Source organism: Mammaliicoccus sp. P-M59, assembly GCF_022386135.1.
Lineage (GTDB): Bacteria > Bacillota > Bacilli > Staphylococcales > Staphylococcaceae > Mammaliicoccus > Mammaliicoccus sciuri_A.
Window position 1 is genome coordinate 79,808 of the sequence record NZ_JAJNJJ010000005.1, and the last position, 12,939, is coordinate 92,746.

A 12,939-nucleotide genomic window follows, 5' to 3' on the forward strand; every position below is an offset into this window, starting at 1 on the left:
TAATCTCAGTAAGAATGCGTATAAAAATGAAAATTACAACCGATTTTGTAAGTGCTGACGCCTGAGGGAATAGTATGTGCGAGAGACTAATGGCTCGAGCCATACCCCTAGGCAAGCATGCACGTACAAAATCGTAAGATAAAAAAATAAGCATATCACTGTAAACTTTAAAAAATCAGTTTAGTGATATGCTTATTTATTTCGAGTTAGGATTTATGTCCCAAGCTCATCAAGCACAATCGGCCACTAGTTTATTTCTCTATCTTATATGTTCTGATATGGTCTTCTATACTGTATAAGTATACTTTTGAATATGGATCTTGTGTCAATTCACGTTCGAAATCAAATTCTTGATTATCAAATCTGTTAAAGAATGTTTCGTATTCTTCGACTGATAATTGCTCTCTAGATTCTAGCATATTTAAGTGTTTCTCTTTATCTAATGCTTTGTCATATCCTTTAACGATTGAACCACTAAAGATTTCTCCTACTGCTCCTGAACCATAACTAAATAGACATACTTTCTCTTCTGGTTGGAATGTGTGGTTCTGTAATAACGAAATTAAACTTAAGTATAATGATCCTGTATAAATGTTACCAACATCTCTATTCCATAATACGGTTCTGTTGCAAAGTTGAATTTATAGTATAATTTTAACAAAAAGGAGTCTTCTGTATGAACTATTTCAGATATAAACAATTTAACAAGGATGTTATCACTGTAGCCGTTGGCTACTATCTAAGATATACATTGAGTTATCGTGATATATCTGAAATATTAAGGGAACGTGGTGTAAACGTTCATCATTCAACGGTCTACCGTTGGGTTCAAGAATATGCCCCAATTTTGTATCAAATTTGGAAGAAAAAGCATAAAAAAGCTTATTACAAATGGCGTATTGATGAGACGTACATCAAAATAAAAGGAAAATGGAGCTATTTATATCGTGCCATTGATGCAGAGGGACATACATTAGATATTTGGTTGCGTAAGCAACGAGATAATCATTCAGCATATGCGTTTATCAAACGTCTCATTAAACAATTTGGTAAACCTCAAAAGGTAATTACAGATCAGGCACCTTCAACGAAGGTAGCAATGGCTAAAGTAATTAAAGCTTTTAAACTTAAACCTGACTGTCATTGTACATCGAAATATCTGAATAACCTCATTGAGCAAGATCACCGTCATATTAAAGTAAGAAAGACAAGGTATCAAAGTATCAATACAGCAAAGAATACTTTAAAAGGTATTGAATGTATTTACGCTCTATATAAAAAGAACCGCAGGTCTCTTCAGATCTACGGATTTTCGCCATGCCACGAAATTAGCATCATGCTAGCAAGTTAAGCGAACACTGACATGATAAATTAGTGGTTAGCTATATTTTTTTACTTTGCAACAGAACCGAAAATAATCTCTTCAATTTATTTTTATATGAATCCTGTGACTCAATGATTGTAATATCTAAAGATTTCAGTTCATCATAGACAATGTTCTTTTCAACATTTTTTATAGCAAATTGATTAAATAAATTCTCTAATTTCTCCCGTTTGATTTCACTACCATAGATTATATTATCATTGATATAGTCAATGAATAATGACAAATTATCACTCATAACAGTCCCAACCCCTTTATTTTGATAGACTAATTATCTTCATCATTGTAAAACAAATTACACCCTTTAAATTTAACTCAACTTAAATATCGACAAATTAAAAAACAATAAAATTACTTGAATATTATTCATAATATATTAACAACTTTATTATACTGCTCTTTATATATAAAATCATTAATAATTAAACAAGCCTTAAAATATTTAACTTTTTTGTGATTATTACACATTATCTTATCTGCTCTTTATCACCATAAAAATAGAAAAAACAAGATTCCTAAAGAATATAGGAATCTTGTTTCAGACTGTGGACAAACTGATTTTTTATCAGTTAGCTTATTTAGAAAGTTTTATTTAAATTACAGTTTCTATTTTTATTAGATCACAATTTTATTTTAGCTCTTGTTCAAGTAATCATTTTTCGCCAAAAACTTTATACTGAATAGCTTCTACATTAAATACTTTGTCAATGAGATCATCTACATCTTTAAATTCAGAATAATTTGCATATGGATCTATAAAATAAAATTGTGGTTCTTTACCGGAAACATTAAATATTCTTAATATTAAATATTTCTGCTTATATTCTTTCATAGCAAACATTTCATTTAGCGACATAAAAAATGGTTCCTCAATACTAGAAGATGTAGATGTTTTAATTTCAATAAATTTTTCTACAGCTTTATCTGTATTTGTTGGATCAAAAGCTACTAAATCATAGCCATGACCGTGTTGAGAGCCTGGATTATCATTTAAAATATTCCTAAACTGTTCTTTCTTATCTTCGTCTATTTTATTATCAATTAGCTCATTAAAGTAATTTAGCGCTAATTTTTCTCCAACTTTACCGGTTAATTTATTCTCTTTATTTGATTTTTCAATTTCTGAATCATTTTTAGTAGTCTTTGATACACCTTTTTTATATTTTGGAATTATTCCTTTAGGTGCTTCCACTTCCTTGAGTGTCTTATCTTTTTGTGCTGTTCTAATTTCTTCAATTTCGCTGTCTTCCTGTATTTCGTCTATGCTATTGACCAAGCTATCATAGGATGTTTTTGTAACTTTTGAAGCTAATTCATTAAATAGTTCTAAAAATTTCTTTAAATCCTCTAGCATATCTTCTTCTGTGAATCCTTCATTCAAATCATAATATTTGAATCTTATTGATCCATGAGAATATCCTGATGGATAATCATTTTTTAAATCATAAGATGAATCTTTATTTTCTGCGTAATAAAATCTTCCAGTATTAAATTCATTTGATGTAATATATTTATTGAGTTCGGAAGATAAAGTTAATGCTCTTTGTTTTGCAGCATTTTTATCCCGCGGAAACATATCACTTATCTTTGACCATCCTTGATTCAAAGATAAGTATATGCCTTCTCCTTCCGGATGAAAAAGATATACCAAATAATATCCATCCTTTGTTTCTTTTGTTATATTCTCATCATATATTGAAATCCAAGGAACTTTACTATAGTTCCCAGTAGCAACCTTCCCTACAACTGAATATTTATCTTCTTTTATATGCACTTTTAACTGCTTGGGTAACTTATCATGGACTAAAGTTTTATATAGATCACCTTTATCCCAATCAGATTTTTTAACTACATTATTGGTACGTTTCTCTTTAATTAATTTAAGGACCTGCATAAAGTTGTCTATCATTTGAAATTCCCTCCTATTATAAAATATATTATGTCTCATTTTCTTCAATATGTACTTATTTATATTTTACCGTAATTTACTATATTTAGTTGCAGAAAGAATTTTCTCAAAGCTAGAACTTTGCTTCACTATAAGTATTCAGTATAAAGAATATTTCGCTATTATTTACTTGAAATGAAAGACTGCGGAGGCTAACTATGTCAAAAATCATGAACCTCATTACTTATGATAAGCTTCTTAAAAACATAACAGCAATTCACATAAACCTCATATGTTCTGATACATTCAAAATCCCTTTATGAAGCGGCTGAAAAAACCGCATCATTTATGATATGCTTCCCCACGCATGATTTTAAACGCGCGATACACTTGTTCCATCAGGATGACTTTCATCATTTGGTGTGGGAAGGTCATTTTGCTGAATGATAGGGCGTAGTTGCTGCGTTGTAATACTTTTTGATGCAGGCCGTTTGATCCGCCGATGATAAATGTGATGTGTGAATTGCCTCTTGTCATGAGGTTATCGATTTCTTTACTGAGTCCTTCGCTTGTTAACATCTTCCCTTGTATTTCCAGGGTAATGACGTAACTGTCTTGTTTGATTTTAGACATGATTCTGTCTGCTTCTTTTTCTTTCACTATCTCTATATCTTTATCGCTCATATTATCGGGTGCTTTTTCGTCTGCTACTTCGATGAGTTCTGTCTTTGTATATGCACCTAAGCGCTTATTATATTCATCTACGGCTTGTTTCCAGTATTTCTCTTTTAGTTTACCTACCGTTATGATTGTTATCTTCATTTTTATCCACCTTTATTCATCTTGTTAAAAGTTATCCACATGTTATTAACTTATGCACATTTTTCTTTATTATTATATCAACAATTTTAATTTTTTGTACGTTTTCTAAATATTAAGTCGTTTATTTTTATACATTTTATTATGATTTATCCACGGATTTATATACATTGTGGATAAATCCGTGGATAACTACCTATATTATTCACAGTTTGTGGACATTTGTGTATAACTGTGGGTATATATGTGCACAAACTAAAAAGATATCCCCAACTCTATAATTGGGGATATCTTTTTTAAATGTAGTATATGGGTGTTGCTTTTTCTTTATCTGTATCACATAAAATGACTTCTTTATTTGTATCAATATCATGTTCGTTTAATACTTGCCCAACGCTCATTCTTGCTAAATCTTTCATGTTGTTATCTTGGCTTAAGTGTGACAGATAGATACGTTTCGTGCTACCTGTTATTACATCACACATTGCATGTGCTGCATCTTCGTTAGATACGTGACCCATGTCGCTTAATATACGTTGTTTCGTCTTCCATGGATATTTGCCCATTCTTAACATATCCACATCGTGATTACTTTCGAATACAAAGGCATCACTTCCGTGTATCATACCTTTCATGCGGTCTGACACGTAGCCTGTATCTGTAATCATCGTTAACTTTTTATAGTCGTTGTTAAAGATATAGAACTGTGGGTCTATTGCGTCATGTGACACACTAAATGATTCGATATCCATACCTGCCAAAGTCTTTGTTTCATATGGTTCGAAATGGAACTTTTGATCTAGTGGTATGTTTTTATCTTTAGCTTCTATCATTTGCCATGTCTTTTTGTTCGCATAGATAGGTAGTTTATACTTTCTTGCGAGTACACCTAACCCTTTTATGTGATCGATATGTTCGTGGGTTACTAAGATACCTTCTAAGTCGCTGATGTTACGGTCAATTTGTTGAAAGAGACCTTCTATTTTCTTTCCTGTTAAGCCAGCATCGACAAGTAGGCTTCCTTTATCTGATTCTATATAAGTGGCATTTCCTGTACTGCCACTTGCGAGTACGCTCATTGCGATCACAAGTGTTCATCTCCTTTAATTACTGCTTCTCTTACGATTCTTCTAAGACGGTAGATTCTGGTTTAATGGCATCGATATACAATGTCTTCGTTTCTGTTTTACCATCTTTTTCGGATTTTATTTTAACTTCCCATGACGGTACAAGTACTTGTCCGCCTATTTCTTTAACGACACTGTAATAGCCTAACCTTACAGACTCTACTTTATCACCTTTTTTAAGGTACGTGTTGTAATACAATGTCTCTAAAGCTGTCTTAGCATCTGCTATCGTACGTTTATTGTTGTTGTCGCCATTACCTGGTTTAAGTTTGTCTAAATACGTTTGTGTATACGACTTAGCTTTACCATTATCCATATCTATGACAATTTGTCCTTTGTTGTTGTTGAGTATTGGTAAACCTTCATAGTTTTGTTCATAGACGACTTTGTTTTTATCTGTGTTGTTCTTTTTATATTCATAATCTTTACCTTTAAAAGCATCTTTGTTAATGAAGCTCTTAAATGATGACTGTTTACTATCTTTATCTAAATCTGCATCAATATCTTTATTGATTTTCGTGTCTTTTTCACTTAATGAATAAACACCTTCAAGCTCATCTGAATCGAACGATTTACTACTACCTGTAATGGCTTGCATCTTCTTATCTCGATATTCTGGTAACTGCGGGATGTCTATGCCTTCTTTAGCAAAATTAACGTCTGATTGTGCGTTTGATTCTTGAACGATAGAATTATTTACTTTATTAAAGTAGACAACGACCAATCCTATATTAATGAGAATAAACACAATGATGAAGAGTGACTTAGCATGTTTCCAATCCATTAAGAAAGCCCTCCATTCTCGTACCGTTTCCATTCACCGTCATATTTCACATACCATTTCGGTGTAAATTCAATCGTGTCTTGTAAGTTATTAATTTCGTCTTTTGGTAATGATAAATCATAGCCAATTGCTATATTCGTAACTTTGTTAAAATCAATCGAACCATTAGAAGCTAGGCTAAATCTGACTTCTTCTGATGAAGGTAATTTATCCGCTTCTTTTTTAGACGGTACGGCTACTCCTGTTGTAATAAGACCGCGATTGTATTCATTAATCGTATCTCTACCCCACACCGCTTCTATAGATGATAACTTATCATCATTAAACACTGGGTAATTATTTAAGAACATTTGATAGTCTATTTTACCAGATTTTTGATCTGTACTAAACAGACGGAATTCATCTGTATAACCTGCATGTTCATTAATAAATTTAAATGAATTTGTAATTGATTTTGCCATATCTTTTTGACGATTTTCATCTTCTGATAAATTCGTATAACGATATGTTTGTTTCGCTTCGTTCACGGTAGAAATCCCCGTATTGTTGTTATACGTCGAAACGTTATGTTCATTACTACGCGCAATCACCGAATCCCCGAGAATTACGTCATTTAATTCAGATACGGATATTTTGTTAGAAACGTAACGGTAAATATTCATATTATCTGCATTCTCTGGTGCATAAATTTGGTAAATTTCATTCGTAGTCGTTTCATTTGTAATCATGCCTGTATAAGGTTTCAAATCTGGTGCTGCTTCTTTATTCACCTTATCAAATTGCGTGCTTTTAATATTGGTCTGTAGTTTAACAGCCTTTTGCTTATTCTCACTTAAAAGATACACAACAGCTTCTTTCGTTGATTTCGTATCTACAAGAATTCGATCAAAATTAATATTAGGATAATAGTTCATATTCATACCTAATACTTGGTTTAAGTACATTTCACTCGGGATGCTATCAGGGAAATCTAAAATCGTATATCGTTCAGATAAATCTTCAAGTTGAACGACTGACTCACTGCTTAGAATATCAACTTTCTTCACTTCTTTACTCAACAATTGGTCAGTAATCTTCTTGATGTCTTTCACGTTAGACGTCCCTTTCACGTCCGTGCCATTTCGATTAATCATTCTAAACGGCATAATCACACTATCAATAGGCTTACTAATTTTAGGTCCAATAGAAGGTGTTTCTGTATTCACATCTGTTTCTAAATCTGTCAGTTCAGGTGTAAATGTCCATACGCGGTATGTCATAAACACACTGATAAGCACAAGGATTATGAGGATAGCAGATTTAATCAGTTCTCTATTACGCATCCCAATCACCAAACTCATCTTCCATGACTTCACATGGCAATGTTATATAGATGGATGTACCTTGACCTTCTTTACTGCTCGCCCATATTCTACCTTTATGTGCTTCTACGATTTCTTTAGTGATGGCTAAACCTAAACCTGTACCACCCATTTTACGTGCTCTCGCTTTATCTACTCTGTAGAAACGATCAAAGATTTTATCTACTTTATTCACTGGAATACCGATACCATTATCTTTAATTTGTATCGTCATTCGGTTATATAAAGTATTTTGTTTCACATGAAACTCTACACGTTTATGAGATTCTTGTGAGTATTTAATCGCATTTGTAATGACGTTATCAAACACTTGCGTCATCTTATCTGGATCAATTTCAACGAATAAACCTTTAACAGGTATATCTCTAATGAATGTCACGTTCTTACCTTGCGACATTTCGTGTCTGTTAATGATTTTGTTAATAAACATATTAAAATCAATCAATTCAGAGTTCATTTGATCACTTGAACTGTCCATTTTAGAAAGTTGTAATAAGTCATTCACAAGACGAATCATACGATCTGTTTCTTCACGTGTAACATTTAAGAATGTCGGTGCAACTTCAGGATCACGCCAAGCACCTTCTTCTAATGCTTCTATATAACTTCTCATAGATGTTAATGGTGTACGCAATTCATGTGAAACATTCGCAACGAATTCGCGACGTTCATTTTCTAAAATGTGCTGCTCTGTAACGTCATGTAATACGGCAATATAACCATTGATAAAGCCTGTATCTTGAATAATTGTACTGAAGTTAACACGCGCAATAATGCCTTCTTCACTATTAATATCAATAATGAAACTATCATTATTCTCTTGTAAGTCATCTAATGAATAATCATCATCAATATTTAGAATATCTAATATATGTTTCGCTTCTACATCAGCACGTTCTAAACCTAACATTTTAAGTGCCATTTCATTAATAATACGTACGCGACCGCGTCTATCCGTGGCAAGGACACCATCGCTCATATGCGTGATAACCGAGTCTAGACGACGCTTTTCACTTTCCGTATTCGCTTGTGCTTCTTGTACACGTTTAGATAAGTTATTAAATGACAGCGCAAGTTCACCGATTTCGTCATTTCCGTATATCTTAACGCGCTGCGTATAGTTACCTTTAGACATCTCTAACGTTTGGTTACGCATGTCTGATATAGGTTTCGTAATCGTTCTCGCAATGAAGAAACCGAGCACGATTGTGATCAATAATGAGATTGCTGTACCGATGATGAAGATTTGGTTAATGTTGTTTAACTGTTCGTAAACAGAATCAATATCTGATTCAACATATATATCTCCGACAACTTCACCTTCGTATTCAACAGGTTTATTTTTGATCCATACTCTATTACTATCGGATGAATCATTTTTTAATACGATTTTATCATTAGCTTTTCCTAATGATAACGCCTTTTGTACAGAGCTATCGTTTACTTTTTGATTGACGGTATTTTGATTCGTAGCTTTAGATGTCGCCACAATAATTTGATCTTGATCAATAAACTTAATCTCATCAATTTCAGTTCTATTGGCATAATCATCTAATATATTTTGTATTTCTTTTTGGAAGTTCCGATTTGGGTCTTCTGAGTTGTACGTTTTCTTTATGTTGTAATTAATCTGTTTCACGTGTTGTTCAATATTTGTCTTGAAGTTACGTGTCAGCTCTTTCTCAAGACTGTTTGTAAAATATAATCCAATAATTTGCATACCAATAATGATTAATAAAACATAAATAACGACAAGTTTAATGTGTAAGGACTGAAACTTCTTTAGCCAATTCATAATATCAGCCTACTCTTGTGTTTGTAGGAAATAACCCACACCTCTACGCGTCACAATATATTCTGGGTGTGATGCATCGTCTTCGATTTTCTCACGTAGACGACGTATCGTAACATCGACTGTACGTACATCTCCAAAATAATCATAACCCCATACAGTTTGGAGTAAGTGTTCACGCGTCATAACTTGTCCAATATGTTTTGCTAAATAATGAAACAATTCAAATTCACGGTGTGTCAATTCGATATCGACACCACGTTTTTTAATTGAATATGCATCAGGGTATACCGTAATATCTTTAATGACGATTTCATTTGTTTCTTCGTCTTCTGTTTGTGTTGGTTGAGAATAATGTCTACGTAAGTTTGCTTTCACACGCGCGATTAATTCACGTGTTGAAAAAGGCTTCGTCACATAATCATCTGCACCTAACTCTAACCCTAGAACTTTATCAATTTCTGAGTCTTTAGCTGTTAACATAATGATTGGCATTTCAAATTTCTTACGAACCTCTCTACATACTTCCATACCATCTCTACCAGGTAGCATAATATCTAATAATACGATGTCTGGTTCTTCTGCATATATCAAATCTACTGCGTCATTACCGTCATATGCGCAATAAACATCATAACCTTCTTTTTTTAAATTAAATTCAAGTATATCTGCAATTGGTTTTTCATCATCAACGACTACTATTTTTCTAGCCATACATTTACCTCATTTCTTTTTGAAAATAAGTATCTCTAAGCACACAATTGTGCATGATATCCTATACTATAATTTAACACTATTTGTCTATTAATTCTATTGTTTGACGTTAATCTATGATTGAACAACAAAAAAATGCTTATCGTTATTACGATAAGCATTAAAAGCGGTCCCGACGGGAATCGAACCCGCGATCTCCTGCGTGACAGGCAGGCATGTTAACCGCTACACCACGGGACCTTATGTATAAAATTGAGATGGTGACCCCTACGGGATTCGAACCCGTGTTACCGCCGTGAAAGGGCGGTGTCTTAACCGCTTGACCAAGGGGCCTCTGTTTAACACAAGATTGATTATAGCATGACTAATATACAGAAGACAAGATTTTATTTTAAATTTTTTATATAATAAATATAGAAGTACTAAAAAGGGATGATAATATGGAACAAGCACAAGTTATTAGAAAAGGACATCGTAAATTACGTAAAGGAGAAATCCTCAAACGATTCATATTTATCACCATCGGCAGTATATTAATGGGGGTAGGGTTAGAATTATTTTTAGTTCCTAACAATTTACTAGATGGTGGCATTGTCGGTATCGCAATTATTTTGAGTCATCTCACCAATTTAAAGCTTGGATTATTTATCTTTCTACTAAATATTCCGTTTTTCTTTTTAGGATACAAGCAGATTGGTAAGACATTCACGATTTCTACAATTTACGCAATTACAATATTATCTATTACAACAGCCTACTTACATCATTTTGATCCTTTTATTAAAGAAGCATTTTTAGTAACGATCTTTGGAGGCGCAATTATTGGTTTAGGCGTAGGTCTCGTAATACGATATGGCGGATCTTTAGACGGTTCTGAAATCAGTGCTATCTTAATCAGTAGTAAAGCACCATTTTCAGTAGGCGAAATCGTCATGTTGATTAACTTCTTCATATTTACAGCTGCAGGATTTGTATTCAATTGGGAATCAGCGATGTTTTCCGTTATTGCATATTTTATAGCTGCTAAGATGATTGACGTAACCGTTCAAGGATTTGATGAATCAAAAGCTGTATGGATCATTAGCGATACATATAGAGATATCGGAGAAGCCATCAATGACCGACTCGGTAGAGGTGTGACATATCTGAATGGAGAAGGCGCATATACAGGAGAAGATAAAAAAGTCGTATTCTGTGTCATCACACGATTAGAAGAATCCAAACTAAAAGATATCGTAACAGAAATAGATAACACCGCATTCCTATCCATCGGTGACGTGAGCGAAGTAAAAGGCGGACGCTTTAAGAAAAGAGAAATACATTAATCAATCACAGTAACATGCATAAGAATTTATGATTTCAAAGTATAGATAGACGTCTATGATTGCGGACAGTCTTAATTAGGTAGACTGATTAAGTTAGTGTCTAGAGCGCAGTTGGTAGACAACCTTGAAATGATAAGTTTTTATGCTTTTTTTGTTGGGGTGTGGTTGGGATGGTGTGAGTTTGATGTATGTGGTTGAGGATGGTCGGCGATGTATGGGGGTGAGGATTGTTGAGGATGGTCGGCGATGTATGGGGGTGAGGATCGGGTTCAAGATGGGGTTGATAGGTGATCTCTTGGCTTTATTCAGGACTTAAGCCATGACTTGGGACATCTCTTGGCTTTATTCAGGACTTAAGCCATGACTTGGACTATCTCTTGGCTTTATTCAGGAGTTAAGCTACGACTTGGGCGATCTCTTGGCTTTATTCAGGACTTAAGCTAAGACTTGGACTATCTCTTGGCTTTATTTGGTAGTTAAGCAAAGACTCGGGCTATCTCTTGGCTTTATTCAGGACTTAAGCCATGACTTGCGCTATCTCTTGGCTTTATTGGAAAGTTAAGCCACGACTTGGGACATCTCTTGGCTTTATTTGGTAGTTAAGCAAAGACTCGGGCTATCTCTTGGCTTTATTCAGAAGTTAAGCCACGACTTGAGGCATCTCTTGGCTTTATTCAGACGTTAAGCTAAGACTTGAGGCATCTCTTGGCTTTATTCAGACGTTAAGCTAAGACTTGGGCGATCTCTTGGCTTTATTGGGAAGTTAAGCTACGACTTGAGGCATCTCTTGGCTTTATTTGGTACTTAAGCCATGACTTGGGACATCTCTTGGCTTTATTCAGGACTTAAGCTACGACTTAGGCGATCTCTTGGCTTTATTAGGACATTAAGCCACGATTTGAGGCATCTCTTGGCTTTATTCAGGACTTAAGCCATGACTTTGAACAGAACTCAAAAATATAAACCTTAATGAGTATATTATATGTTTCATGTAGCCCTTAATGACCTTTATTTTTTCTGATTGTTGCTTCCATATATATCGGTCAATGCCTGTAATTTCTTTTGATAAGCTATACCTGCCTTTAATGTCTCATTTTCTTTTCTCAGTCTTTCAAGTTCTTCGCGTTCATTTTCATTTAAAGGTAAATTTTTATTATCTGATGTAGATCGTTTTTTAGTCATAGTTTGAGATCCTCCTTTTGTTTATGATCTTGTCTAAATTTTAAAACAGATACTTTAAATTCGCTAGTATAAACAGTATTTCTACTTTTTACTTCTAAAATTTTTACGATCTTGTGAGTTTACTACTCCTTTAACTCACATCTTTTTCAATCTCGTGAGTTTATTCCGACTTTAACTCACATCTTCTCCAATCTTGTGAGTTTACTCCGACTTTAACTCACATGTTCAGCAATCTCGTGAGTTTACTGCCTCTTTAACTCACATCTTCTTCAATCTTGTGAGTTTACTACCTCTTTAACTCACATCTTCTTCAATCTCGTGAGTTTACTACTCCTTTAACTCACATGTTCACCAATCTCGTGAGTTTATTCCGCCTTTAACTCACATGTTCACCAATCTCGTGTGTTTACTACCTCTTTAACTCACATCTTCGCCAATCTCGTGAGTTTACCACCTCTTTAACTCACATTTTCAGCAATCTCGTGTGTTTACCACCTCTTTAACTCACATCTTCGCCGATCTCGTCCACAATCTCGTCCGCTTTCCCAACCCAACTCTAAACA

Annotated in this window: 12 protein-coding genes and 2 tRNA genes; 2 read left to right on the top strand and 12 right to left on the bottom strand. The window is 33.9% G+C overall.

Annotated features, from left to right (window positions below; genetic code table 11):
* Positions 1-251: 251 nt before the first annotated feature.
* Positions 252-641: a hydroxymethylglutaryl-CoA synthase gene (locus LQ617_RS09110; protein ID WP_020444595.1), complete on the bottom strand. Its 390-nt coding sequence runs from the start codon at positions 639-641 to the stop codon at positions 252-254.
* 35 nt (positions 642-676) lie between these two features.
* Between LQ617_RS09110 and LQ617_RS09115 the strand changes: the two genes are divergently transcribed.
* Positions 677-1,351 carry an IS6-like element IS257 family transposase gene (locus LQ617_RS09115; protein WP_001106057.1) on the top strand — a complete coding sequence of 225 codons (675 nt, stop codon included), beginning with the start codon at positions 677-679 and terminating at the stop codon, positions 1,349-1,351.
* A gap of 31 nt (positions 1,352-1,382) precedes the next feature.
* On the opposite strand, the gene LQ617_RS09120 is transcribed toward LQ617_RS09115, so the two are convergent.
* From LQ617_RS09120 to LQ617_RS09165, 10 genes are all read right to left on the bottom strand, one after another.
* A complete protein-coding gene (locus tag LQ617_RS09120; protein ID WP_001282728.1) occupies positions 1,383-1,622 on the bottom strand; it encodes a hypothetical protein in 240 nt (79 codons plus the stop codon).
* Positions 1,623-2,036: 414 nt separating this feature from the next.
* Positions 2,037-3,293, bottom strand: a complete 1,257-nt coding sequence (locus LQ617_RS09125; RefSeq protein ID WP_000566670.1) for an MrcB family domain-containing protein — start codon at positions 3,291-3,293, stop codon at positions 2,037-2,039.
* Between the two features lie 321 nt (positions 3,294-3,614).
* Positions 3,615-4,094 carry a 23S rRNA (pseudouridine(1915)-N(3))-methyltransferase RlmH gene (rlmH, locus tag LQ617_RS09130; protein ID WP_025906271.1) on the bottom strand — a complete coding sequence of 160 codons (480 nt, stop codon included), beginning with the start codon at positions 4,092-4,094 and terminating at the stop codon, positions 3,615-3,617.
* Positions 4,095-4,387: 293 nt separating this feature from the next.
* Positions 4,388-5,170, bottom strand: coding sequence for an MBL fold metallo-hydrolase (locus LQ617_RS09135; protein WP_025906269.1), 783 nt, complete (start codon positions 5,168-5,170; stop codon positions 4,388-4,390).
* A 40-nt stretch (positions 5,171-5,210) separates the two neighbouring features.
* The gene (locus LQ617_RS09140; RefSeq protein ID WP_204188935.1) at positions 5,211-6,002 is read right to left on the bottom strand and encodes a two-component system regulatory protein YycI; all 792 of its coding nucleotides are present in this window, start codon (positions 6,000-6,002) and stop codon (positions 5,211-5,213) included.
* Positions 6,002-7,324, bottom strand: coding sequence for a YycH family regulatory protein (locus LQ617_RS09145; protein WP_126476466.1), 1,323 nt, complete (start codon positions 7,322-7,324; stop codon positions 6,002-6,004). The genes LQ617_RS09140 and LQ617_RS09145 overlap by 1 nt, the downstream gene beginning before the upstream one ends.
* Positions 7,317-9,158, bottom strand: a complete 1,842-nt coding sequence (gene walK, locus LQ617_RS09150; protein ID WP_037589684.1) for a cell wall metabolism sensor histidine kinase WalK — start codon at positions 9,156-9,158, stop codon at positions 7,317-7,319. Before walK ends, LQ617_RS09145 begins: the two co-directional genes overlap by 8 nt.
* A gap of 9 nt (positions 9,159-9,167) precedes the next feature.
* Complete coding sequence (yycF, locus tag LQ617_RS09155; RefSeq protein WP_025906262.1) at positions 9,168-9,869, bottom strand: response regulator YycF; 702 nt, start codon at positions 9,867-9,869, stop codon at positions 9,168-9,170.
* 167 nt (positions 9,870-10,036) lie between these two features.
* A tRNA-Asp gene (locus LQ617_RS09160) sits at positions 10,037-10,109 on the bottom strand.
* An 18-nt stretch (positions 10,110-10,127) separates the two neighbouring features.
* Positions 10,128-10,202: transfer RNA gene (locus LQ617_RS09165), tRNA-Glu, on the bottom strand.
* Between the two features lie 107 nt (positions 10,203-10,309).
* Between LQ617_RS09165 and LQ617_RS09170 the strand changes: the two genes are divergently transcribed.
* Complete coding sequence (locus LQ617_RS09170; RefSeq protein ID WP_025906261.1) at positions 10,310-11,194, top strand: YitT family protein; 885 nt, start codon at positions 10,310-10,312, stop codon at positions 11,192-11,194.
* Positions 11,195-12,202: 1,008 nt separating this feature from the next.
* Here the strand turns inward: LQ617_RS09170 and LQ617_RS09175 are convergent.
* Positions 12,203-12,376, bottom strand: coding sequence for a hypothetical protein (locus tag LQ617_RS09175; RefSeq protein ID WP_239740196.1), 174 nt, complete (start codon positions 12,374-12,376; stop codon positions 12,203-12,205).
* Positions 12,377-12,939: the final 563 nt, after the last annotated feature.